The sequence below is a fragment of the Saccharothrix texasensis genome, from assembly GCF_003752005.1.
Lineage (GTDB): Bacteria > Actinomycetota > Actinomycetes > Mycobacteriales > Pseudonocardiaceae > Actinosynnema > Actinosynnema texasense.
Window position 1 is genome coordinate 277,944 of record NZ_RJKM01000001.1, and the last position, 22,509, is coordinate 300,452.

20 protein-coding genes are annotated in these 22,509 nt (G+C 73.2%); 8 read left to right on the forward strand and 12 right to left on the reverse strand.

Features of this window, described 5'->3' with window-relative positions:
- Nucleotides 1-176: 176 nt before the first annotated feature.
- Together EDD40_RS01075 and EDD40_RS40905 are read left to right on the forward strand one after the other, a co-directional pair.
- A complete protein-coding gene (locus EDD40_RS01075) occupies nt 177-728 on the forward strand; it encodes an EF-hand domain-containing protein (protein ID WP_123741224.1) in 552 nt (183 codons plus the stop codon).
- A gap of 104 nt (nt 729-832) precedes the next feature.
- Nucleotides 833-1,018 carry a hypothetical protein gene (locus EDD40_RS40905; protein WP_148088646.1) on the forward strand — a complete coding sequence of 62 codons (186 nt, stop codon included), beginning with the start codon at nt 833-835 and terminating at the stop codon, nt 1,016-1,018.
- Nucleotides 1,019-1,087: 69 nt separating this feature from the next.
- On the opposite strand, the gene EDD40_RS01080 is transcribed toward EDD40_RS40905, so the two are convergent.
- The 3 genes from EDD40_RS01080 to EDD40_RS01090 all read right to left on the reverse strand — a co-directional run bounded on the left by EDD40_RS01080 (nt 1,088) and on the right by EDD40_RS01090 (nt 6,539).
- A complete protein-coding gene (locus EDD40_RS01080; RefSeq protein WP_123741225.1) occupies nt 1,088-2,134 on the reverse strand; it encodes an NAD(P)-dependent alcohol dehydrogenase in 1,047 nt (348 codons plus the stop codon).
- A gap of 575 nt (nt 2,135-2,709) precedes the next feature.
- Nucleotides 2,710-4,497, reverse strand: a complete 1,788-nt coding sequence (locus EDD40_RS01085; RefSeq protein WP_123741226.1) for an ABC transporter ATP-binding protein — start codon at nt 4,495-4,497, stop codon at nt 2,710-2,712.
- Nucleotides 4,494-6,539 carry an ABC transporter ATP-binding protein gene (locus EDD40_RS01090; protein ID WP_148088647.1) on the reverse strand — a complete coding sequence of 682 codons (2,046 nt, stop codon included), beginning with the start codon at nt 6,537-6,539 and terminating at the stop codon, nt 4,494-4,496. The genes EDD40_RS01085 and EDD40_RS01090 overlap by 4 nt, the downstream gene beginning before the upstream one ends.
- Nucleotides 6,540-6,928: 389 nt before the next feature.
- Between EDD40_RS01090 and EDD40_RS01095 the strand changes: the two genes are divergently transcribed.
- A complete protein-coding gene (locus tag EDD40_RS01095) occupies nt 6,929-8,119 on the forward strand; it encodes a serine hydrolase domain-containing protein (protein ID WP_123741228.1) in 1,191 nt (396 codons plus the stop codon).
- A gap of 71 nt (nt 8,120-8,190) precedes the next feature.
- Here the strand turns inward: EDD40_RS01095 and EDD40_RS01100 are convergent, their stop codons facing one another.
- From EDD40_RS01100 to EDD40_RS01125, 6 genes are read right to left on the reverse strand one after another with little or no spacing between them, the layout of a single operon-like run.
- Nucleotides 8,191-9,945, reverse strand: coding sequence for a condensation domain-containing protein (locus EDD40_RS01100; protein WP_123741229.1), 1,755 nt, complete (start codon nt 9,943-9,945; stop codon nt 8,191-8,193).
- A 5-nt stretch (nt 9,946-9,950) separates the two neighbouring features.
- The gene (locus EDD40_RS01105) at nt 9,951-10,886 is read right to left on the reverse strand and encodes a thioesterase domain-containing protein (RefSeq protein WP_123741230.1); all 936 of its coding nucleotides are present in this window, start codon (nt 10,884-10,886) and stop codon (nt 9,951-9,953) included.
- A complete protein-coding gene (locus EDD40_RS01110; protein WP_123741231.1) occupies nt 10,883-12,352 on the reverse strand; it encodes an AMP-binding protein in 1,470 nt (489 codons plus the stop codon). The genes EDD40_RS01105 and EDD40_RS01110 overlap by 4 nt, the downstream gene beginning before the upstream one ends.
- A gap of 2 nt (nt 12,353-12,354) precedes the next feature.
- Nucleotides 12,355-12,864, reverse strand: a complete 510-nt coding sequence (locus EDD40_RS01115) for a phosphopantetheine-binding protein (RefSeq protein ID WP_123741232.1) — start codon at nt 12,862-12,864, stop codon at nt 12,355-12,357.
- Nucleotides 12,858-13,634 carry an alpha/beta hydrolase family protein gene (locus EDD40_RS01120; RefSeq protein WP_123741233.1) on the reverse strand — a complete coding sequence of 259 codons (777 nt, stop codon included), beginning with the start codon at nt 13,632-13,634 and terminating at the stop codon, nt 12,858-12,860. Before EDD40_RS01120 ends, EDD40_RS01115 begins: the two co-directional genes overlap by 7 nt.
- Entirely contained in the window at nt 13,625-15,070 is a 1,446-nt protein-coding gene (locus EDD40_RS01125) for an AMP-binding protein (RefSeq protein ID WP_170184896.1), read from the reverse strand. The genes EDD40_RS01120 and EDD40_RS01125 overlap by 10 nt, the downstream gene beginning before the upstream one ends.
- A gap of 126 nt (nt 15,071-15,196) precedes the next feature.
- On the opposite strand from EDD40_RS01125, the gene EDD40_RS01130 reads away from it, so the two are divergent.
- From EDD40_RS01130 to EDD40_RS01140, 3 genes are read left to right on the forward strand one after another with little or no spacing between them, the layout of a single operon-like run.
- Nucleotides 15,197-15,457, forward strand: coding sequence for an acyl carrier protein (locus tag EDD40_RS01130; protein WP_123747657.1), 261 nt, complete (start codon nt 15,197-15,199; stop codon nt 15,455-15,457).
- Nucleotides 15,454-16,689 (forward strand): beta-ketoacyl-[acyl-carrier-protein] synthase family protein, encoded by a 1,236-nt coding sequence (locus EDD40_RS01135; RefSeq protein WP_123741235.1) that lies wholly within the window; start codon nt 15,454-15,456, stop codon nt 16,687-16,689. Before EDD40_RS01130 ends, EDD40_RS01135 begins: the two co-directional genes overlap by 4 nt.
- Nucleotides 16,682-18,103, forward strand: a complete 1,422-nt coding sequence (locus EDD40_RS01140) for a condensation domain-containing protein (RefSeq protein ID WP_123747658.1) — start codon at nt 16,682-16,684, stop codon at nt 18,101-18,103. Before EDD40_RS01135 ends, EDD40_RS01140 begins: the two co-directional genes overlap by 8 nt.
- A gap of 38 nt (nt 18,104-18,141) precedes the next feature.
- Here EDD40_RS01140 and EDD40_RS01145 read toward each other — a convergent pair whose 3' ends face one another.
- The 3 genes from EDD40_RS01145 to EDD40_RS01155 are packed head-to-tail and all read right to left on the reverse strand — an operon-like array spanning nt 18,142 to nt 20,095.
- The gene (locus EDD40_RS01145) at nt 18,142-18,921 is read right to left on the reverse strand and encodes a 2-hydroxy-acid oxidase (protein ID WP_148088648.1); all 780 of its coding nucleotides are present in this window, start codon (nt 18,919-18,921) and stop codon (nt 18,142-18,144) included.
- Nucleotides 18,918-19,199: a phosphopantetheine-binding protein gene (locus EDD40_RS01150; protein ID WP_123741237.1), complete on the reverse strand. Its 282-nt coding sequence runs from the start codon at nt 19,197-19,199 to the stop codon at nt 18,918-18,920. The genes EDD40_RS01145 and EDD40_RS01150 overlap by 4 nt, the downstream gene beginning before the upstream one ends.
- Before the next feature lie 26 nt (nt 19,200-19,225).
- The gene (locus EDD40_RS01155; protein WP_236594980.1) at nt 19,226-20,095 is read right to left on the reverse strand and encodes a 3-oxoacyl-[acyl-carrier-protein] synthase III C-terminal domain-containing protein; all 870 of its coding nucleotides are present in this window, start codon (nt 20,093-20,095) and stop codon (nt 19,226-19,228) included.
- Between the two features lie 117 nt (nt 20,096-20,212).
- Here EDD40_RS01155 and EDD40_RS01160 point away from each other — a divergent pair, with 117 nt between their 5' ends.
- Together EDD40_RS01160 and EDD40_RS01165 are read left to right on the forward strand one after the other, a co-directional pair.
- Nucleotides 20,213-21,355 carry a glycosyltransferase gene (locus EDD40_RS01160; protein WP_123741239.1) on the forward strand — a complete coding sequence of 381 codons (1,143 nt, stop codon included), beginning with the start codon at nt 20,213-20,215 and terminating at the stop codon, nt 21,353-21,355.
- The gene (locus EDD40_RS01165; protein ID WP_123741240.1) at nt 21,352-22,347 is read left to right on the forward strand and encodes a thioesterase domain-containing protein; all 996 of its coding nucleotides are present in this window, start codon (nt 21,352-21,354) and stop codon (nt 22,345-22,347) included. Before EDD40_RS01160 ends, EDD40_RS01165 begins: the two co-directional genes overlap by 4 nt.
- Nucleotides 22,348-22,509 lie beyond the last annotated feature (162 nt).

Below are 22,509 nucleotides of genomic sequence, written 5' to 3' on the forward strand. Positions count from 1 at the left end.
GGTCGACCGCCCGCCCCGTCGACCTGCCGCCGGCGCGACCCCGACACCTGCTCGATCAGGTCACCGGGCACTGCCGGCTCCCCGAACGACAGCCGTATCACTCGAACGAGTGATTCGATCTCCTTGGTGGTCGCGTCGCTTGGAAATCCGTGATCGCCTGACTACTTTCCGCGATCATGACTGGAGTTCGGGATCTCAAGTACCGTCAGTGGTTCAAGGGCGCGGACGTCGACGGCGACGGGGTGATCACCCGTCAGGACGTCCGGTTGATGGGTGAGCGCTACGTCGCGGCCCGCGATGCCGCGCCGCAGTCCGAGACCGCCCGCCGGCTGACCGAGGGGTTGGACGCGTTCTGGACCACCGTGATCGAGCCCATGGACCGGGACGGTGACGGGAAGGTCGACCTGCGCGAGATGACCGAGGGCTTCCGGCAGGCACTGGCCGACCCCTCCCTGTACCCGCAGCAGGTCGGGCCGGTGGCCGACTGCTACTTCGACCTGATCGACCTCGACGGCGACGACCGGATCGACCAGGCGGAGTTCGGCCAGATCTTCGGCCTCGCGGGCAACGTGTCCCCCGAGGAGTGCGCCGAGGTCTTCGAGGCGTTGGACCTCGACGGCTCGGGTGGGCTGAACCGCGCCGAGTTCCACCAGGCGCTCGCGGAGTTCTTCTACGGCAACGACCCGGACACCCCCGCCGCGCACCTGTTCGGCAGGATCCCCGGCTGACCGGCCGTCGCCCCGGACCTCGGTGGTGTGCCGAGGCCCGGAGCGAGCGGCGCGGTCCGCGCACCCCGGCGCCGTTGCGGACACCACCTCGACCAGCGGAACCGGTGCAGACCCCCACCCCGCCCGTCGTGCGGGCGGTCGGCGTCTACCTGCACGCCGCCGGACCGCGGGGCGCGCTCTGCGCGACCGCGGTTCCCCAGCGTCTCCGCGCCCGTCGTGGCCGCACCGACCACGTCGGCGCGGACCTGCCCGTGCGGCATGTGGAGCGGTGTGCCGGGCAGAGCGGCTGAGCGGCCCGACGCCGGCGAGGGAGCGGAGCCGCGATCCACCGATCACGGGCGCTCCGTCGTCCGGCGGTGTCAGGCGAAGGTGGCCGCGTCGATGACGAACCGGTAGCGGACGTCGGACTTCAGCACCCGCTCGTAGGCGTCGTTGATGTCGTCCGCGCTGATGAGCTCGGTCTCGGGCAGGATGCCGTGCTCGGCGCAGAAGTCGAGCATCTCCTGGGTCTCGCGGATGCCCCCGATCGACGAGCCGGCCCAGCTGCGGCGAGCGGGGATGAGGGCGAAGGCCGGGACCTCGAGGGGCTCCGCCGGGGCTCCCACGTTCACCAGGGTGCCGTCGACCTTGAGCAGGCCGAGGTGGGCGGCCATGTCGATCTTCGCCGAGACGGTGTTGACGATCAGGTCGAAGGAGCTCTTGAGCTGGGTGAAGGTCTCCGGGTCGGTCGTCGCGTGGTGAGCCGTCGCGCCGAAGCGCAGGGAGTCGTCCTTCTTGGAGGTCGTCTGCGAGAGCACGGTGACCTCGGCGCCGAGGGCCGCCGCGATCTTCACGCCCACGTGACCGAGACCGCCGAGGCCGACGATGGCGACCTTCTTGCCCGGCCCCGCCTGCCAGTGGCGCAGTGGCGAGTAGAGCGAGATGCCGGCGCACAGCAGCGGCGCGACCTTCTCGAGTTCGAGGTTCTCCGGCACGCGGAGGACGAAGTCCTCGGTGACGACGACGGCCTGCGAGTAGCCGCCCTGGGTGATCGTGCCGTCGGTGGGGTCGATGCCGTGGTAGGTCTGGGTGTGGCCCTTGGCGCAGTACTGCTCGTCGCCGCGCAGGCAGTACTCGCACTCGCCGCACGAGTCGACCATGCAGCCGACGCCGACGCGGTCGCCGACCTGGTGCTTCGTGACCTCGGAGCCGACTGCCGAGACGGTGCCGACGATCTCGTGGCCGACGACCAGCGGGTACCGGACCGGGCCCCAGTCGCCGCGGACCGTGTGGATGTCGGAGTGGCAGATGCCGGCGTAGGCGATCTCGATCATGACGTCCTTCGGGCCGACGTCGCGTCGCTCGATGGTCGTCCTGCCCAGGGGCCCGGTGGCGGACGGCGCCGCGTAGGCGTTGACGGTGCGCATGTGTGTCCTTGGAACGTGATGGTGACGGGTGGATGGGGTTGTGCGGGCCCGAACGCGACAGCGCCGGGCCCGGGTCGAGCTTCGCACGGTGGGCAGGTGATCGCGCTCGGGCGTTCAGGCCCCGCGCCGGTCGAGACCTACTGCGTCAGGTAACCGGCCTCGAAGAGCGTGCGCAGTCGCCTCGTCGGTGGCGCCGGTGCCTGCGATCCAGCTCACCGCGCTCACGGCGATGAAGAGGTGGAGTTTTTCGAGGCCTCGCCGCGCTGCGGGCGGAGGCCGCCAGTGGTTCTAAGGCCTCCGTGCAAGCCGCAGTGCTCCTCCACGCCGAGGAACCACTGACGCAGGACCTCCCCGGTGTCGGCCGGCCGGTCGAGCTTCCACTGTCGCTCCAGCAGCCTGCCGCGGTGAACCCGCGGCAAGCCCGCCGACAGCGCGTCTCGGGTCGGGAAGTGGCGAGAGCGCGCGGCGTGCCCGGCTCCGGCCCGGCATCGTGCAGGCGGTGGAGGTGTGCCCGGTCACCTCGCCGGGCCCGACCGCCCGGCGGTCGATCACCGACGTCGGCCGTCGATCACCCATCACGCATAGGACGCCGCCTGCATGGAGTACAGCTCGGCGTACAGGCCGTTCGCGGCCATCAGTTCGTCGTGCGAACCCTGTTCCTTCACGCGTCCGTCGGCCACCACCACGATGAGGTCGGCCATGCGGACGGTGGAGAACCGGTGCGAGACGAGCAGGGTGATGGCGCCGGTCCGCCGGCCGACGTCGCGCGCGCCGGCCGCGTACCGCTCGAACAGCCGGTGCTCGGCCTGCGCGTCGAGCGCCGCGGTCGGTTCGTCGAGGACGAGCAGCAGCGGCTCGCGGCGCATCATGGCCCGGCCCAGCGCGAGCTTCTGCCACTGCCCGCCGGACAGCTCCACGCCGTCGGCGTAGGTCTTGCCGAGCTGGGTCTCGACACCGTCCTCAAGGCGGTCCAGGACGTCCTCGGCGCGTGCGCGGCGCAGGGCGTCGTGCACGGCGTCGGCCGATTCGATCTCGGCCAGCTCGCCGACGCCGACGTTCTCGCGGGCGAGCAGCTCGAAGCGGGCGAAGTCCTGGAACCCGCCGGCGATGCGGGCGCGCCACCCCGTCACGGGGAAGCGGGTGAAGTCCGTGCCGTCCAGCGACACCGTGCCGGTGGTGACCGGGTAGAACCGGCACAGCAGCTTGATCAGGGTGGTCTTCCCGGCGCCGTTCTCCCCGACGAACGCGACCGTGCCGCCCGCGGGCAGGGTGAGGTCGACGTCGGCGATGACCGGCCGGTCGGTGCCCGGGTAGGCGAACGACACGCCGCGCAGCTCGATGCCGTCCCGGATGCGTCGGGGCACGTCCCGGTCGGGCGGTGGCGGCGCCTGGCGCGCCACCAGCGCGCGGACCCAGCGCAGGTTGCCCATGACCCGCCCGGTGCGCTGCATCTCCTGCAACGTCGCCACGGACGAGGTCACCTGCTGGTTCACCTGGGACGCCAAGGTCAGCACGAGCAGCACGTCGCCCACGCCCCGGCGGCCGGCCACCGCGTCGCGCAGCACCAGCAGCGTGCCCAGCACGTAGGCCGCGGCGAAGAACAGCTCACCGCCGGTGCGCAGCACCACCGCCCGCCGCTCACCGCGCCACAGCTCCGCCGACGCGTCGTCCCAGGCCCGGCGCTGGCGCGAGCGCAGCTCCGACGCCAGCCCGCCGACGCGCAGCTCCTTGGCCGACGCCGCGTTCGCCACGAGCCCGAACAGGTGCTTGGCGTGCCGGGACGGCGGCGCCGAACGCTCGCGCGCGTCGTTGACGATCGACTCCGCCCGGCGCCCGAGCAGCAGCGCCGGCACGGCGGCCAGGGGCAGCAGCAACAGCAGCGGGTTGAGCCGGGCCAGCAGGACCGCGGTGATCGAGATCGCCACGAGCAGGCCCAGGCTGTTCAGCAGGCCCTCCATCGAACCCCAGCCGGCCCGGTGCAGTTCCTGGCGCAGCACTTGGAGCTTGTCGGCGTACTCGGGCCGCTCGTGGTGCTCCAGCCCGGCCGAGCCGTTGGTCATCTCGATCAGCTCGCGCTCCAGGCGCGGCACCGCGCGGTCACCGAGCTCGAAGTAGAAGATGTGGGCGAAGTGCCCGGCGGTCAGCGCGGCGATCACCGCGACCACGACCAGCACCGCCGCCGCGGTCGCGCCCCGCACATCCCCGGCCACCGCCGAGTCGGTGAGCGCGCCCAGGGCGGGCGCGGCCAGCGGCATCGCCGACGCCTGGGCGATCATGAGCACGACGGCGAGCACCAAGCGGTAGCGGCTCTCCTGCCAGGCGATGACCAGCAGCTCCCAGCCGCCGCGGACGACCTCGATCACCGGCTGACTCCCCCTACCGCCTTGTCCGCCGCGGCCCCGTCCGCCGCCGCGCCGTCGACCACCGGATGCCCGGCGGCCGTGTCGCCGATCGGCGCGTCACCGTCCACGACGTCACCGTCCTCGGCGTCGTCGGCGTCCAACCCGTGGGCGAATCGCTTGGCCTGCAAGGCGAACAGGCGCGCGTAGTGGCCGCCCGCGACCATCAGCTCGTCGTGCGAACCCCGTTCCACCACCTGCCCACCGTCCACCACCACGATGTGGTCGGCCCGCCGGACGCTGGAGAACCGGTGCGAGATCAGCAGCGAGGTCACCCCGCGGGTCAGCTCCACGAACCGGTCGAAGAACGCCACCTCGGCGCGGACGTCCAGCGCCGCGGTGGGCTCGTCCAGCACCAGCACCCTGGCGCCCGCCTCCAGCGCGTAGAGCGCCCGGGCGATGGCGATCCGCTGCCACTGCCCGCCGGACAGGTCCGTCCCGCCGGGGTAGGCCCGCGACAGCGGCGTGTCCAGACCGCCGGGCAGGGCGGACAGCGCTTCGGCGATCCCGGCGCGTTCGGCGGCGCGCAGCACCACCGCGCGGTCGACCGGCACGTGCGCCGCGCCCAGCGCGATGTTCTCCGCCGCGGTCAGCTCGTAGCGCACGAAGTCCTGGAAGATCACGCCGACCTGGCGTCGCCAGAGCACCGGGTCGAACTCCGCGATGTCCACGCCGTCCGCCCGCACGGCGCCCGACGTGGGCTCGTACAGCCGCGCGAGCAGCTTCACCAGCGTGGTCTTGCCCGCGCCGTTGACCCCGACCACGGCCGTGCACCGCCCGGCCGGCAGGTCCAGCTCGATGCCGTCGAGCACGGTGCGGTCCGAACCGGGGTAGTGGAAGCCGACCCGGTCGAACGTGAGCGACGCGGCCGGCGTGCCCGGGGGCACCGCGGCCCGACCCGCCGGGGGCTGACCCTCGTCCAGCTCGTCCAGCCGGTCGCGCAACCGTTGCAGGGCCGTCAACGACTGCATCGCGTACTGGGTGCTGGTGTCCGCCTCCGGGTAGTAGCCGCCGAGCGAGATCGCCAGCACGACCGCCTGCACGCCGAGCGCCAGCGCGGTCAGGCCCACCCGCCCGGTCGCGGCGAGCTGGGCGGCGTACACCATCGCGCCGCCCGCCAGCAGCAGGCCCAGCGCCGTCAGCAGCAGGTACGGCGTCAGGTAGACGCGGCGGCGCGCCCGTTCGAAGGTGTTGCGCACGGCTTCCCACACGGCCGCGTAGCGGTCCGCGAGCCAGCCGGTGAGGCCGAACACGCGGATCTCCTTCGCCGCGACGTCGGTCATCGTGAGCTCGTGCAGGTAGCCGATCTCGCGCATCCTGCCGATGAGATCGCGCCCCACCCGCGAGTACTTGCGCAGACCGCCGCGCTGGCCGTAGCGGAACGCCAGCACCGCCGCGCCGACCCCGAGCGCCGCCGGCCACCCGATCGCCAACCCGATGGCCGTCACCAGGGCCACCAGGCGGGTGTAGCGGGCGACCAGCGCCACCAGGCCGAAGCACGCCTGCCCCGGTGTGCCCCAGTCGCGCTCGAAGGCGCGCACCGCCTCGTTCAGCTCGTCCAGCGTGCGCTGGTCCTCCAACGGCCCGATGCCGACCGGGCGCAGCATCAACGCCATCGCGTCGTCCCGCAGCGCGCTGTCCACCCGTCGCCGCAGCTGCTGGCCCAGGGCGTTGCCCACCGGGGTGAGGATCTGGGTGAGCAGGAACGCGGCGGCGGCGACCAGGAAGATCGAGGTCAGCCGGTCCCAGGGTGCGCTGCCGACCCCGCCGCCGACCGCGGCGGGCACCTCGCCGACCAGCACGCTCGTCGCGAGCACGAAGGCCACCGGCAGCAGGCCGAGCAGGACGTTGAGCACGACCAGGGACACGACCAGGGCCTCACCGCCGGACGGCAGCAGCCGCGCGATCCGCAACCGCGGCCGCACCGCCTCGTCCACCCAGTTCGTCCACGTGGCACGCAACCCGGCTGTCGCGGACCCCGCCGCGGGAGGTGTTCCGGTCGTCATGGCGCTCCCGCGAGTCTTTCGGTGGTGCGGTTCGTCGACGGTCCTCAACCGGCCGGCCAGGCGCCCAGGGCATCCAAGCACGGGGGCGCGAGCACCGACAAGAAGCTGATTTCGTGTATCCGCACGGTTTTCTTGCGCAACTCGTCGGCCGTTGCTCCGGTCGGTCCAGCGGCCCGCACGCCACGGCGCCGGCACGTTCTTCGACAGTGAGCGACGAATTCTCCTTGGAGCACCACGTCGAGTTCCTTGTGGACCGCGCGCGCCGAGCGGAGCGCGCGGCACGACGCGCCGACAAGCCGTAGTGCCGGGACGAAGTCCCCTCCCCGGTGGCGTGGCGGAAAGCTAGGGTCGTCGCGCGACGGGCGGACGAGGGATGAGGTGGAGGGCGAATGACCACCGGCGGTTTCTCGTCCACAGGGCTGGTCCGGGTGCGGGAAGTGCTGGAGCGCCACGTCGAGTCCGGCTTCGCGCCCGGTGCGGTGGCCGTGCTCGGCCGCCGCGGCGAGGTGCGCGTCGAAGCATCGGGCGCCCTCGCGTTCGAGGGCGTGGGCTCGGGAACACCGTTCTCGGCCGACACGATCTGCCGCACGGCCTCGATGACGAAGCCGATGGTCGCCGCGTGCGCGATGACGCTCGTCGACGACGGCACCCTGCGCCTCGACGACCCGGTCGACGACCTCCTCCCGGAGCTGGCCGACATGACCGTGCTCGTCGACCCCAACGGGCCGCTGGACGACGTCGTCCCGGCGCAGCGCCCGATCACGGTGCGGCACCTGCTGACCAACACCTGCGGCATGGGCGTGCTCCCGACCAAGCCGGGGAAGGTCCCGATCGTCGACGCGGTGAACGGGCTCGACTACTCGTCGCCGGACGTGTGGGTGCGCGGGCTGGGCGAGCTCCCGCTCGTGTACCAGCCCGGCGAGCGCTGGATGTACGACACCGCGTCCAACGTGACCGGGGTGCTCATCGCCAGGGCCACCGGGATGTCCTTCGGCGACGCCTTCCGGGAACGGATCTGCGATCCGCTCGGGATGGAGGACACCGCCTTCAGCGTGAGCGGCGAGGACATCGCCCGGCTCGCGACGGCGTACCAGCGCGACAGCACCGCCGGCGACGAGCCGGTCGTGGACGACGGCCCCGACGGCAAGTGGAGCCGGCCGCCGGTGTTCGAGTCGGGTGGCGGCGGGCTCGTCTCGACCGCCCAGGACTACTTCGCCTTCGCCGCGGCTCTGCTGGCCGGCGGCGCCCACCGCGGTCGGCAGGTGTTCCCCCGACCGTCGGTCACCCTGATGACCAGCGACCAGCTGACCCCGGCGCAGCGGGAGGTCTCCGGTTTCTGGCCGGGGTACTTCAACGAGATGGGCTGGGGTTTCGGGATGTCGGTCCTGTCCCGCCCCAGCCGGCTCGGCCTGTCGGTCGGCAGCTACGGGTGGTCCGGCTTCTACGGCACCGCCTGGTACAACGACCCCGTCGAGGACCTGACGGCGATCTTCTTCATGCAGCGGGGGCACTCGGGCGACCAGAGGCTGCCGATCTGGCGCGACTTCTGGACCGCCGTCTACCAGTCCTTCGACGGCTGACCGGGTCGGGTGGCCTCCCGGTCCGGTGGGTCACCCGCGGCAGATCCGCCCCGCCCCCGGCACGTCGGCGGTCAACGCCCGGTGCCGGTGACGAGGGGCGCGGGCCACGCGGCGGGGTCCGTCGCGTCGGTCGGGGCGGTGGGGCACACGACGTAGTGGCGCGGGGCGAGGGCGTTGAGGCGGCCGGGCAGCGCGGCCAGGCAGCGGGCGTGGGCCTGTTCGGGTGTCCGCACGGCGTCGGTCGCGGTCAGGTAGGCGACCAGGTCGCGGCCGTCGACCGAGCCGAAGATGTGGGCCGCGGCAGGCGCCAGCGCCTCGTCCAGCAGCCGCTGCACCTCGCCGAGGTCGACCCAGCACGAGTCGACCAGCACCCAGTCGGGCGTGCGGGCGACGGGGGCCAGGCCGGTGACCTCGCGGATGCGCGGGGCGTCAAGGTCACCCGCCGCCGCAGCGACCAGCAGGCGCTCGACGGCCAGCAACAACGACTCCATCTCGGCCCGGGGCACCAGCCCGGTGTCCGCGCTCCACAGGTCGAGCCGGACCCGGCCGTCGACCTCCTCCAGGTTGAACCGCACCGGCGTCCCGTCGTGGGGCACCGGACGCCACCGCAGCTCCGTCCGCCGCAGGGCGGCGGTGATCTCCTCCGGCCGGTGCTTGACGCCCGCGGTGACCCCGGACCACGTCTCGGGCACGAGGCTGTTGAACAACGGGTCGTAGAGGAAGTGCGTGCCGCGGTCGTGCTGGATCCGCTCGTCCCACGCGCCACGCTCGACGCCGTCGTACCTGCCGTGCCTGCTCGCCTCCAGCGCCGCGGCCCACGTGTGCTTGACCAGCGCGTCGAAGCTCCGGTCGCCGACGTCGACGGCGACGAGGTTGCCCTGCGCCAGGGAACCGACGAAGTCGACGAGGTGGCGTTCGAAGCGGTTGCTCGACAGCGACGGGAACACCAGCTCGCGGTAGCCGGTCCGCCGCGCCAGCACCGCGCACGTCGCGGCGAGCACGACGGAGGACCGGCTGGACCGGGTGCGTGCCGCCACCTGCCGCACCGCCATCGCGGCGGCCGGGGACGACAGCTCCACGGCCAGCGACTCGCCGGAGCGGGTGGCGCCCGGCAGCGCGAGCAGGCAGCGGGGTTGTCGCCGCGCCAGCTCCTGGATGTAGTCGTTCGCCGCCCGGGTCCGACGGCGCTCGGCGGGCGTCGCCTCCAGCTCGGCCTGGTCCAGCGGCTGGTGGCGCGGTTGGCCCACCTGTCGGCGCTCCGGGTGCGCGAGCATCTCGGCGAACTCGCGCTTGAGCACGTCGAGCGAGCCGAGGTCGACGCCCAGGTGCGAGAACCCCGCGACGCAGGCGATGACCGCGCCGAACTCGTCGGTGGCCACCGCCAACCGCAGCGCGGTGGCCGCCGTGTCGCGCCGCTCCCGCAACCACACGAGCAGCCTCCCGGCCACCGCCGAGCGGTCGGGAGGCCCCCACGGACCCTCGCCGAGGGTGCACACGTTGAGGGTGAAGGTGCCGGTCGCCGCGACCACCTGACGTGGGTCCCGGCCCCGGACGTAGGTGGTCCGCAGGGATTCGTGCCTCGCCACCAGCACGGCGGCCGCCTCGGCCACGTCGTCCACGGACTTCCCGTCGGGCACGGGCAGTTCTACGCGCAGGACCGCGACGAGGTGGTCGTCGCCGTCCTGCAACCACTGGAGGGTGTTGAGCTGGCCGAGGGTGACGGGTCCCTCGGCCGCGCGCGCGCCGGTGGAGCTGATCTGGATGGCGTCGACGGGCGTGAGCCGCACCCGCCGCCTGCGCTGCGTGGCGCCGGTCGTGGTGCTCATCCCGGTCAGCCGATCAGCCCGCGCAGCGGACCGGCCACGTCCCCGTCCTGCGGGGTGTGCTCGCGCGTCACCGCCGACGGCCAGTCCGCGAACACCGGCCGGTCGCCCGAAGGGCTGAGGAAGACGTCGACCGGGCCGGGGTACGGCCGGGGTTCCCAGTCGTGGACGGCGTCCTCGTTCGCCTGCCACACGCGCGCCGAGCGCCTGGCGAACTCGGGGGTCGCGTCCGGTGGCACGAGGTCGAGCTCCTTCCACCGGTCCAGGACCGCGTCCAGGTCACCGGGAGGCTGGTCGAACCGGGGACCGAGGTCCAGCAGTCCGGCGTCGACCAGGGCGAGCAGCCGCACCTCGGCGCCGTCCTCGGTGAGCCGCGCGGCCATCTCGTGGGCGATCGACGCGCCGGTGTCGCAGCCGCCGAGCAGGTAGGGGCCGGTCGGCCACGCCGCGCGGACGGCTTCGACGTAGGTGCGCGCCATGTCCCGCACCGACGCGACCGGGTCGACATCGGCGTAGAGCCCGGCGGCCTGGAGCCCGAACACGGTGAAGTCCTCGCCCAGCTCCTGGGCGAGCCCGGCGTACGGGCCGACCTGCCCGTTGGCCGGGTGGACCAGGAACAGCGGGGGAGCGGCGCCGTCGCCGCGCTGGATCAGGACCAGCGGGTCGGACAGCCGAGCGTTGTGCTCGCGCAGCCGGGCGGCGAGGCTCTCCACGGTGGGGTGCTCGGTCATCACGTTCAGGGGCAGCTGGACGCCCAGCTCCTCGAGGACGGCGTTGACGACCCTGGCCGCGTCCAGGGAGTTGCCGCCCAGCTCGAAGAAGTTCTCCCGGATGCCGACGGCGAACCCGATGACCTCCTGCCACTGCCGCGCCAGCCACAGCTCCACCGGGTCGCGGGGGTGCCGGTAGCCGGTGTCGAGCACGTCGTCCACGGTCGGGTTCATGGTGTGGGTGCACCGCCTTCGTGATCGGCGGCGAGCCGCCAGCGTTGGATCTTCCCGGCCGCGGAGCGGGGGAGTCGGTCGACGAACGCGAAGTGCTTCGGGATCTTGTAGCCGGCCAGCCGCCGGCCGCAGTGCGCGGCGAGGTCGGCCTTGCGGACGCTCACCTCGGGTCGCAGCACCACCTGCACGCCGACCACCGACCCGAGGGTCTGGTGCGGCACGGCCAGCGCCACGGCGTCGACCACCGCGGGGTGGGCCAGCAACGCGGCCTCGACCTCGGTCGGGTCGACCTTCTCGCCGCCCACGTTGATCGTGCCGTGGTCGCGGGGTTCGAGGTAGAGGTAGCCGTCGCGGTCGAGCCTGCCGCGGTCGCCCACCGTGGCGAACCCGTCGGGGGTGGTGCGGACGACCTGGTCGTTGAGGTAGTCGGACCGGCCCACCCGCTGGGGGGTGCGCATGAACACGGTGCCGGCCTCGCCCGGCGCGACCGGCGCGCCGTCGTCGTCCAGGACGCGGAGCTGGGTCAGGACGCCTCGCCCGACGGTGCCCGGCCGGGCCAGCCACTCGTCGCCCCGGGCCAGGGTCACGCCGATGCCCTCGGTCGCGCCGTACAGCTCGAAGACCCGCTCGGGGCCGAGCAGGTCGATCCACCCGCGCTTGGTGTCCGCGTCGCAGGAGGCCGCGGTGTGCAGGAGGGCACGCAGGCTGTCGAAGGCCGCCGGGTCCGCGTCGGCGAGCATGAGGATCTCGCGCATGTGCGTCGGGGTCAGCTGCACCCACTCGATGCGCTGCCGCCGCACCAGGTCGACGGTCCACTGCGCGGCGAAGAACGGTTGCAGCACCACGGTGTTCAGGTCCAGCAGCGCGTCCACGAACGCGGTGAACGGCGCCGCGTGGTACAGCGGACCCACGATGAGCTGCCGCTGGCCGGTCCGCCAACCGGTCTGCCTGATCACCAGCGACGGCGTCCGCGCGGGGTCGTAGCGCAGCGGCCCCGGCCGCGCCGAGACCTTCGGCACGCCCGTGCTGGCGCCGGTCGCCAGCAGGTAGGCCGCCGCGCCGCCCCGGCCCGACGGCGGCGCGGCCGACACGATCGCGGGCCCCGGCCGGTTCCCGGCGTCCATCAGGCGCACGTGCCCGTACCGGCGGCCGAGCAGTCCGAACAGGACGTCCCGCTCGGCCGCGGGGGTGGCCGGGTTCAGCGGGAAGACGGGCACCTCGGCCGCGAGCGCCGCGGCAATGCCGGTCGCCGCGGCCAGGGTGTTGGTCGCCTCCACGACGACGCACGACGGCACGTCCGGGTCGAGCGCGGCCCGCAGCGCGGCCACCGCGCCGTCCACCGACTCGGCGAGCTCCCCCCACGACAGGGTCTGCTCGGCCAGGTCGGTGTCGAACCCGATCAGGGCGGTCCGACCTGGTTCGGCGCGGGCGATGTCGGCGATGCGCCGGTGCACGGTGAGGGGCATCGCTACCGCAGGATCTCGGCCAGCCGCCGGACGCTGGACGCGCTCATGAACTCGAAGACGTCCAGTGGCCGGTCGAACTCCGCTTCGAGCGCGGCGATGATGCCGAGCGCGGACAGCGAGTCGCCGCCCAGCTCCAGGAAGTCGTCGGTCGCGCCGACCGGCCGGACGTCCATCTGCGCCGACCAGATCTCCGCCACCCGGCGCTCGACGTCGTCGCGCGGGTCCTCGAAGAGGGTGCACCTGCCGTCGGCGACGGCCGCCGCCAGCTGCTCGGCGTCCACCTCGCCGTCCGCCACCGGGAGCCGGTCCACGACGAGCACGCCGTTGAGCCCGCAGTCCTCCCCGAGCTGCTGCCGCACGTGGTTGCGCAGCACCGGCCCGCTCAGGTACTCGGTCAGCTCGACGGCCGCGACGGTGACCTCACGCCCGTCGTGGCGCACGACGGCGGCGCCGGCGCGGCTCACCCCGGGGTGCGCGGACAGGACGGCGGCTATCTCGGCCACGGTCACCATGGACGTTCTCCTCTCAGCAGTTCGGCGACGAGGTCGTGCACCGCGGACTCGCGCAGCAGGTCGGCGTGGTCGAAGTCGAGCACGAGGCGCCGGACGTCGTCCACGGGCGGCTCGTGGTCCTTCGAGGACACGAACAACGGCGTCCCGGAGCGCGTGTCGAACCGGCCCTGGGCCGCCAGCAGCATGTAGTCCGCGTAGGCGGTGAACCCGGCGGTGAGCTGCTGCCGGAAGAACTGGTTGAGCGACAGCCGGGCGGCGACCTCGCCCATCAGCGCGTCGTACCGGTCGACCAGGGCCGAGGCGATGCGGGGCAGGTCGTCCGGGTGCGCCTCGACCAGCCCGTCGGCCAGGGCGCGCGCGTCGTCGAGCTCCTCGGCGGTCAGGTGGTCCGCGGAGGTCTCGAGGGTGGAGGCGAACTGGTGGCCCAGCGAACCGGCCGTGGTCGCCGCGGCGTCGAAGAGCACGGTCACCGGCGCGGGTGCGGACTCGGCGACGGCGTCGGCGACGCACGTGGCGAGCGAGGCCCCTGCGCAGTACCCCAGCACCGCGCGCACCGGGCGGCCGGTCGCCGCCGCGTCGGCCACCCACCGGTTGACGCACGCGTCGAGCGGCCCCGGACCCGGTTCGGCCAGGTGCAGGAAGCAGGCGTCCGCCGGGACGCCGGACGCCAGGTCCCCGAACCCCGCCGCGGCCCGCCCACCCGGGAAGTCGAGGCACAGCACGAGGTCCGGTCCGCGATCGGACAGCTGCCGCCAGTGCGTCAGTTCCACGGCCGGACCTCCTGGGTGTCCACGGCCGCCGCCAGCGCCCGGTAGTCGACCTTGCCTCCGGGCGTCTGGGGCAGGCGGTCGACGTGGCGGACCGCCACGTGCCGGCTCGGCACCCCCAGCACCTCGGCCACCCGCCGCCGCTGCTGCTCGTGCACGTCCGGGTCGCCCGCCCCGAACAGGTACACCACGTCGTCGTCGCCGCGGACCACGGCGGACGGGTGGTCGGACCGCTCGACCACGCGCTCCAGGTCGTCCAGGCTCGTGCGGACGCCGAGCACCTTCACGATCCGCTTGGTGCGCCCGGTCAGGTAGAGGTAGCCGTCGCGCAGGTAGCCGAGGTCGCCCGTGTCCAGGACGTCCACCTCGGGGCCTCGGGCGAGGTCGTCGCGACCGGTCGCGTAGCCGAGCATCACACCGGGACCGCGGTAGTGCACGGCGCCCTCGCCGGGTGCGGCCCGGTGGTGCGCCTCGGCCGGCGCGATGGTGATGACGCCGCCGGCCACGGCCTTCCCGACCGAGCCGAGGCGGTCCGGCAGGGCCGCCGGGTCCAGGCACGTGATCCGCGAGGTGGCCTCGGTCTGGCCGTACATGGGGAAGAACCGGCCCTGCCGCCGCTGCATCATCCGCACCAGCCGCATCGTCAGTTCGTCGCCGAGCCGTGCGCCCGACTGGGTCATCGTGCGGATCTCCGAGCGTTCCAACAGGTTCAGGTGCGCTGGGCCGAACGCCGCGTAGGTCGTCGGCACGGCGGCGAACGACGTGGCCCCCGCCCTGGTCAGGTGGTCCCACATGGCCAGTGAGAGCGGCGTCCGGTCGCTCAGCACGATGCCGGCGCCGGACCGCAGGTGGCTGTTGAGCACCGATAAGCCATAGGCATGGGTGATGGGAAGGGTGGTCGGCGCGCGTTCCGCGGCGGTGATGCGCAATGCGCGGGCGATGGCATCGGAGTTGTCGGCCACGCCGTCGTACGACAGCCGCACCGCTTTGGGGCTCCCCGTCGTCCCGGACGTCGACAGCAGCAGCGCGGTGTCCGGGAAGATGTCACCCGCCGGTCCCGTCGAACGCCTGCGGAAGACGTGCGAACGTCCCACCTGTTCGTCGGGCAGGTAGCCGAGATCGGCCAGGTGCGTTCCACCGGCCGGGCCCGGCACGACGAACTCCGGTTGGTACGCCGCGAGGATCTCGGCCGAGGCGGGCAGGAACGCGACCGCGTGGCCGAGCCGCAGCGCGGCCAGGTAGGCGAGCAGGGTGGGCAGGTCGCGGTCTCCCGCGCACAGCACCAACGCCTTGGTGTCGTGGCGCAGGGACCGCTCGACCTCGCGGACCAGCTCGGCCAGCTCGTCGTAGGACAACGTCCGCCCGCCGAGGAGGTGGACGGCAGGGGACCGCGGCGGCGCCTCTTCGTGCGTCACGAGGTCGAGCATCGCCGAGGGCATGGCGCACATTCTGCGGCCGTTGCGGACCGCGGTCCATAGTCCGTATTCGGTACGGGATCGCGCTTGACGGCCTCGACCCCGGTGGTGCAGATTCCCGTTGACCTCCCGGAGAGCGGAAGTGCCGTCATGAATTCTGAGATCCGCCAGTTCCTTTTCGACTCGTTGACGGTCATGAAGTACAGCACCGCCGACATGGACGACGACACGGTGCTGGGCCCGGCGGGCGCCGACCTCGAATCGCTCGCCCTGGCCGAGCTCTCCCTGCGGGTGGAGGACCACTTCGGCGTCCGGTTCGACGAGGACGAGGCCGAGCGGTTCGCCGCCATGACGGTCGGCGAGTTCTGCGCCGAGGTGGCCCGACGCGCGCAGACCGCAACGGCGACGTGAGCACGAGCGCTGCCGTGACCGGGATCGGGCTGGTCAGCCCGGTCGGCACCGCGGTCGACGAGGTCTTCGCCGCGGTCTGCGCCGGTCGGTCCGGGATCGTGCGCCCCCCGGAGGACCACCCGCTGCACGGCGTGGTCGACGCGGCCGCGATCGGGCCGTTCATCGACCCGGAAAGCGTTGTTCCGCCCAAAGACGCCCGAGTGGTCGACCGTTCGATCGTGATGGCCGTGCGGGCCGCGGGCGACGCCCTGGCCGACGCCGGGATCGAGGTCGGCCGGGACGTCGACCCCTACCGCGTCGCCGTCGTGCTCTCCGGGGTCGGTGGCCTCGGCACGCTCGCGGACCAGGCGGTCGAGCGGTCACGGCGCGGGCGCCTGGGCGTGAGCCCGTTCCTGCTGCCCGGCGTGCTGCCGAACATGGCGGCGGCCCGCGTCTCCATCAAGTTCGGCATCCGCGGCTACACGTCCTCCTCCGGCACGGCGTGCGCCGCCGGCGGCCAGTCCATCGGCGAGGCCATGCGCATCCTCCGGTCGGGCGAAGCGGACGTGGTGGTGTGCGGGTGCACCGAGGCGCCGCTGTTCCCGACGTTCGCCGACGCGTTCGGCAACGCCCTCGCCCTCGCCCGCGGCCGGTCCGACCCGACCACCGCGAGCCGCCCGTTCGACCGAGGCCGCAACGGTTTCGTGCTCGGCGAGGGCGCCGGCGTGCTCGTGCTGGAGCGGCCCGACTTCGCGCGGGCCCGCGGCGCGGCGGTGCGCGCCGAGGTGCTCGGCTGGGGTGCGACGAGCGACGCGCACCACCCGACCACGCCCCGGCCGGACGGCTCCAGCGCGGCGCAGAGCATGCGGATCGCACTTCGGGATGCCGGACTGTCCACAGGCGACATCGACTACCTCAACGCGCACGGCACCGGCACGAAGGCGGGCGACGCGGCCGAGACGGCGGCGATCCGCGGCGTGTACGGCGACGCCATGCCACCGGTCAGCTCGACCAAGGGCGTCACCGGGCACATGCTCGGCGCGTCCGGTGTGGTCGAGGCGGCGATCGGCATCGCGGCCATGCGCGAGGGCCTGATCCCACCGACCCGCAACCTGGACGACCCCGACCCGGCCTGCGACCTCAACCACGTCCTCGGCGAGCCGCTGTCGGCCCGGGTCGACGTGGTCATGTCCAACTCGTTCGGCTTCGGCGGTCACAACGTGAGCGTGATCTTCGGGAGTGCCGATGGGTGAGCGGATCGTCCAACACCGGGTCACCGTGCCGTTCTCCGGTCCCGGAGCGGGGACCGCGCCGCTGAGCTGGGGGCAGAAGACCATCCTCCAGGACATGCGCAACAGCGACTGGAGCTACAACATCAGCGGCGCGCACCACCTGCCGGCCGGCCTCACCGTCGCCGACGTCGCCGAACGCCTGAGCCGGCTCATGGGCAAGCACCCCGCGTTGAGGACGCGGTTGGGCACCGACGACGACGGCAAGCCGTGCCAGGTCGTGCACGGGTCCGGGGAGATCGACCTGGAGGTCATGACCTTCGCCGACCACCTCGACCGAGCCGACGCCGTCGACCACGGCAACAGGCTGTGGCTCAAGTGGATGGCCGCCCCGCTGGCGGAGCACACCCCGTGGCCGCTGCGCATGGGCGTGATGCAGTACCGGGGCGAAGCCGTGTACCTGGTGCTCACCCTCGGGCACCTGGTCGTCGACGGCGTGGGCGGGCTGCTGCTCATGACCGACCTCGACCTCGGCGAGCTGGTCGGCCGCCCGGTGGACCCGGACGCGGTGCGGCTCGCCGACCTCGCCCGTCGGGAGGCGACGCCGGAGCTGCGGCGGGTCAGCGACCGGGCCATGCGCTACTGGGAGGGGCACCTCCGCTCCCTGCCGCCGCTGACGTTCGGCGAGTCGGGCGCGCCGGACTACGAGGCGGGACGGCGGTGCCGGAACGTGCGGTTCGAGTCGCGCGCCGCCTACCTGGCCGTGGTCGAGATCGCCCGGCGGACCCGCACGGACACCGGACGGGTGCTGCTCGCGGTGATCGCCGCGGCGATCGCCCGGACCACCGGCGTCAACCCGCTGACCCTGCACGTGGCCGCGGGCAACCGGTACCGCCCCGGGCTGGCCGACGTCATCGGCTCGGTGGTGCAGAACGCCGTGCTCACCCTCGACCTCGACGGCACGGTCGACGACGTGATCGCGCAGGCGCGCCGGGCCACGACCGCGGCCCTGATGAACTCCTACTACGACCCCGACCAGTTGGCGGAGCTGGCCGCGCGCCTGGACGCCGAACGCGGCTACCCGGCCCGGATCACGTGCCGGATCAACGACCGGCGGTTCAGCACCAGGACCCGGGCCGACGCGGTGGCGGACGCCGCGCCCCTCACCGAGGACGAGATCAGGGCCAGGCTGCCCGAGACGTACCTCAAGTGGCACAAGTTCGTCTACCGGTGGACCGACCAGCTGTTCGTCAACATCGAGGACCACTCGGACACCGTGTACCTCCAGGTGGTCAGCGACACCGAGATCTTCCCGGCCGAGCAGGTGGAAGCGATGCTGCGCCTGGTGGAGGAGCTGGCCATCGAGGCCGCGTTCCGCGCGGACGTGCCGACCGGGACGCGGCGTGAACCTGCCGAGACCACCGCCGGGCCCCGGTGACCCCGGAGCCGGGCCCGCTCGCAGGCGTCCACTGAGGACTACCCGACCGTCACCGCGGCGAAGCAGAGGTAGCGCAGCTCCCGGTCGTAGTCGCCGACCAGCACCGTGCCCCCGCCCGCACCGGCCAGGTGCCACCACACCCCCGTGGTGGGCTGCCCGGCCGGCGCCCGGGTGTGGTCGGGACCGTCCGGCCACACCGCGGCGAGCGAGTCGCTGAGCACGACCCGCGCGCCGGGGTGGCCGGCCGACAGCTCGGCCACCCCGCGGCGGGCCAGCTCGGGCACGGCGTCGGGCTGCACGCCGGGGTGCTGGCGGACCTCGGTCACCCGGGTGCCGGGTCCCCGCTCGTAGAGCATGGCCACCCCCTGGTGCGCCGACGGTGTCGCCGCCGCCGACTCGTAGGGCAGCGCGGCCTGTTCGACCACGACCAGCAACGCCCGCCGCACGCCGTAGTCGCCGATGACGCGCAGACCGGTGAACGGCGACGCGCTGCCCTGGTCGCAGACGGCGAACGACATCGGCGTGCCGGGGCAGACGTGGCTGAGGTAGGTCGCGGTCGCCCGGCCGGGCCACACGTCGTGGATCGAGAACGCCAGCACCAGCAGGTCGACCGGCTCCGCCGCGGGCACGACCTCCGCCACCAACGCCTTCGCCATCTCGCCGTAGGACTGGCCGGACAGGCCGGTGACGGGTCCGGCGCCGAAGGGCCGGACCAGGTCCGCGAAGTAGTCGGTCACCTGCGCGCGGTGGTCGTCGTCGGCGAGGACGGCGGCGTCACCGGTGAAGCGCCTGCGCCCGGCGCGGACCAGGCGCATCACCAGGGCCGGCTGTGGCCGGCGATGAACGTGGCCAGCTCGCCGACGGTCAGCAGCTCGTCCGGGCGCATCCGCTCCACGTCGATCTGGATGCCGAGCTGCTCCTCCACCTCCAGCAGCAGCTCCAGCCCCAGCGACGAGCTGACCCCCAGCTCGTCGGCCATGTGCATGTCCTCGGTGATCGGCTCCTCGCGCCCGACCAGCCGCTTGAGCACGGTCGTCATGGCCTGGACCACGCGGTCTCGTAAGGCGACGTCGAGCTGGGCGTCGGGTGCGGTCATGTCGGCCTCCTGGGTGGGACGGGGTGTCAGTGCTGGAACACCATCGCGGAGAACGTCGCCCCGGCTCCGGCGCCGACGGTCGCGACGAGGTAGTGGTCGCCCTCGCGGAGCAGGTCGCGCTCCCGGGCGGTCCGGTAGTTGGCGAACGCGTCGGTGCAGAACAGGTGACCGTTGTCGGGCACGTTCGACAGCAGCACGCGCCGCACCGGGAAGTCCATCAGCGTGCACAGGCGCTGCCAGGTCACGACGTTCACGTTGTGCGGCAGGACCAGCCGGATGTCGTCCAGGACGAGCCCGGCGTCGGCGACCGCCCGGTTGATCACCTCGGCCAGCGACGGGCGGTACTGGCGCTGGAACTCGTCCTCCCGGTCGCCGAACTCGCCGTCGAACTCGCCGCGTTGCGCGCACACGAACGACAGCATCCGGTCGCGCCGCCCGTTGGCGCTCACCAGGCACGCGGACGCGCCCTCGCCGAACAGCGACGTGCCCGGCAGCAGCCGCGCGTGCCGGGTGAACGCCTTCTCGCCGGTCAGCACCAGCGCCAGCGCGTCGTCGTCCGGGTCGCCGGCGAGCAGCCGGCCGGCCAGGTCGACCGCGAGCAGCCCGCTCGCGCAACTCTGCTGCGTGACGGTGAAAGCCAGCGCGTGGCCGAGCCCCAGCCGGCGGCAGACGTCGTGCAGCGGGTTGTGCGGGTACGGCACGACGACCGGCATCGCCCGGCCGTGGACGACGTACCGGACCCGGTGCTCCTGACCGCGCAGCTCGGCGAGCCCCTCGGCGGCGGCGCGCAACAGCTCGGCGGACGACCGGTCCGGGTCGAACCGGACCTGGTCGAGCCCGTGGAACCGCCGGAAGAGCCTGACCTGGATGTCGGTCAGGCCGAGCGGTTCGGCCAAGTCCTCGATGGGGACGCGAAAAGCCGGTGTGTACACCGACACCGCGTCGAGAGCGGTCACACTTCGGGATCCCACCACGTCGTTCCGGGGAACGTCAATGTGTGCCACGATGTTGCGGTGTCGCGGTTTCTGCTGGTCGTGCTGCCGCTGCAAGGCCACCTCTACCCCATGCTCGCGATCGGGCAGGAACTCGCCCGCGCGGGTCACGAAGTCGTCTGGTGCGGCCCGGAGGACGTGCTGCGCCCGCTGGTCGGTCCGGATGCGACGGTGCACGCCACCGGCGCTCGCGCCTACCGCCGCTACGACGAGACGGGCATGGCCGGTGTGCGGGCGATGTGGGACGGCTACCTGATCCCGTTCACCCGCTTCACCCTCGGCCCCGTCGACGAGGCGGTGCTGGAGCACCAGCCGGACGTCGTGGTCACCGAGCAGTACGCGCTGGCCGGCGCGTTGGTGGCGCACCGGCACGGCGTGCCGTGGGCGACCCTGTGCACCGGCACGCTGGAGCTGACCCCGCCGGCCGACCTCGTCGGGTTTGAGGACTACCTGGCGGACAAGATGGCGCAGGCGGTGGCGATGGCGGGCCTGTCCGACGAGCCGATCGACCCCCGGTTCTCGCCGCACCTGGTGATCGCCCTGATGACGCCCGGGCTGGTGGGCGACGCCGTGCTGCCGGACCGCTGCGTGCTCACCGGCGCGGCGCTGGGCGCCAGGCCGAACGCGCCCGACTTCCCCTGGCACCTCTGGGATCCGGACCGCAGGCACGTGCTGGTCACGGTCGGCACGCTGGTCGGCCACATGATCGGCGACTTCTACGACCGGGCGGCGGCGGTGCTCGCACCCATGGCGGACGAGGTGCAGGCGATCTTCGTGACCTCCGGCGTGGCCGCGGAGTCCTTCCCGGCCAACGCCATCACCGCCGAGCTGGTGCCGATGCTCGAGCTGATGCCGAAGCTGGACGCCGTGGTGTGCCACGCCGGCGGCGCCGTCAACGAAGCGCTCACCTTCGGGGTCCCGATGGTCGTCGCGCCGGTGCGGGCCGAGCAGGTGGCGCTGGCGCGGCAGGTCGCCCGGTCGGGCGCGGGCATCGAGGTGTCGGTCCTCGACGTCACGGTGGCCGAGCTGGACGCCGCGCTGCGGGCGGTGCTCGACGGGCCGGACCACCGGCGCCACGCCCGGCGGATCGGCGCGGAGTTCGCCGCCGCCGGGGGAGCGGCGACGGCCGCCGCCCACCTGGTCGAGTTGGCGTCCGGCACGTGACCACACGCGAGCGAGAGGACGGTCCGGTGGACGGGTCCGGGGTGAAGGCGCTGCCGGCGGCCGAGGAGTTCGCGTGGGCCAGGCAGCGGCGGGCCGACATCCGCCGCGCGGGTGGCGTCCTGGACCTGGTGCTGCCGCTGCGCGAGGGCGGCGCCGGCCCCGCGCTCTTCTGCGCGCCGCCGCTGGTCGGTGCGAGCTGGTGCTACCTGGCGCTGCTGCCCCACCTCGCGCCCGAGCACCCGGTGCACGGCCTCCAGTTGCGCGGGCTGCGCAGGCCCGAACCGCTGCCGGTCGACCTGGCCGAGGCGGCTCGGGACTTCGCCGACCAGATCAGGCTCACCCAGCCGCACGGCCCGTACCACCTGTTCGGCTGGTCGATCGGTGGCAACACGGCGCACGCGATCGCCGAGGAGCTGGAGCGGCGCGGCCACGAAGTGGGCCTGCTCGTCATCGGCGACACGGTGCCCGGCCTGCCGAACAGCCTCAGCGTGGCCGACGACAACCTGTGGCTGGTGTGCGACTTCGTGCTCCGCGAGCTCGGCTACCAGCCGGTGGTCGAGCCGGACGACCCCGACCCGGTGCGCCGGATGCTGGAGGTCGTCCGCGGCCGGCCGGGGTTGGGCCTGCACGAGTGGCCGGACCGGCAACTGCTCGCCCTGCCGCACGTGATCAGGAACAACCTCGCGGCGGCACAACGCCACGTCCCCGGTCGGGTGCGAGGCCCGGTGCTGTTCCTCTCCGCCACCGAGGACGAGCGGAGCACCGAGTCGAAGGTGGCCTCATGGGACGATCACGTGAGCACACCGGTGGACGTGGTGGAGGTGGACTGCCTGCACGAGCACATGTTGCTGCCCGCGCCGGTCGCCCGGATCGGGGCCGCGATCTCCGCCCGCCTGGGCGGCCCGCGCGTGCCCGGGACGAACCCGAAGTCGCCCGAACCGACCGCAGGCGCACTCGAAAGCTTCATTGCCACCGGGGAACCGCGAACCTAGTCTCTGCGTAGGAGTCCGCGTCCGCCCTTCGTCCGGTTCACGAGACCTGCGGTCGGCGTAGCAGTCGACGGGACACCGCACGCCGCCCGAACCCGCACTGCCGCCGATGCGCGAACCCGCCCCGGTGGCGACAGTTCGGCGGTCCACCGTTCTCCGCAACCG

Bases quoted from the DNA above. Each gene is read 5' to 3' on its own strand.
- EDD40_RS01140 (WP_123747658.1), top strand. From the start codon at position 16,682: ATGGGTGAGCGGATCGTCCAACACCGGGTCACCGTGCCGTTCTCCGGT.
- EDD40_RS01080 (WP_123741225.1), bottom strand. From the start codon at position 2,134: ATGCGCACCGTCAACGCCTACGCGGCGCCGTCCGCCACCGGGCCCCTG.
- EDD40_RS01090 (WP_148088647.1), bottom strand. From the start codon at position 6,539: ATGACGACCGGAACACCTCCCGCGGCGGGGTCCGCGACAGCCGGGTTG.
- EDD40_RS01150 (WP_123741237.1), bottom strand. From the start codon at position 19,199: ATGACCGCACCCGACGCCCAGCTCGACGTCGCCTTACGAGACCGCGTG.
- EDD40_RS01110 (WP_123741231.1), bottom strand. From the start codon at position 12,352: ATGCCCCTCACCGTGCACCGGCGCATCGCCGACATCGCCCGCGCCGAA.
- EDD40_RS01130 (WP_123747657.1), top strand. From the start codon at position 15,197: ATGAATTCTGAGATCCGCCAGTTCCTTTTCGACTCGTTGACGGTCATG.
- EDD40_RS01075 (WP_123741224.1), top strand. From the start codon at position 177: ATGACTGGAGTTCGGGATCTCAAGTACCGTCAGTGGTTCAAGGGCGCG.
- EDD40_RS01115 (WP_123741232.1), bottom strand. From the start codon at position 12,864: ATGGTGACCGTGGCCGAGATAGCCGCCGTCCTGTCCGCGCACCCCGGG.
- EDD40_RS01125 (WP_170184896.1), bottom strand. From the start codon at position 15,070: ATGCCCTCGGCGATGCTCGACCTCGTGACGCACGAAGAGGCGCCGCCG.
- EDD40_RS01105 (WP_123741230.1), bottom strand. From the start codon at position 10,886: ATGAACCCGACCGTGGACGACGTGCTCGACACCGGCTACCGGCACCCC.
- EDD40_RS01100 (WP_123741229.1), bottom strand. From the start codon at position 9,945: ATGAGCACCACGACCGGCGCCACGCAGCGCAGGCGGCGGGTGCGGCTC.
- EDD40_RS01095 (WP_123741228.1), top strand. From the start codon at position 6,929: ATGACCACCGGCGGTTTCTCGTCCACAGGGCTGGTCCGGGTGCGGGAA.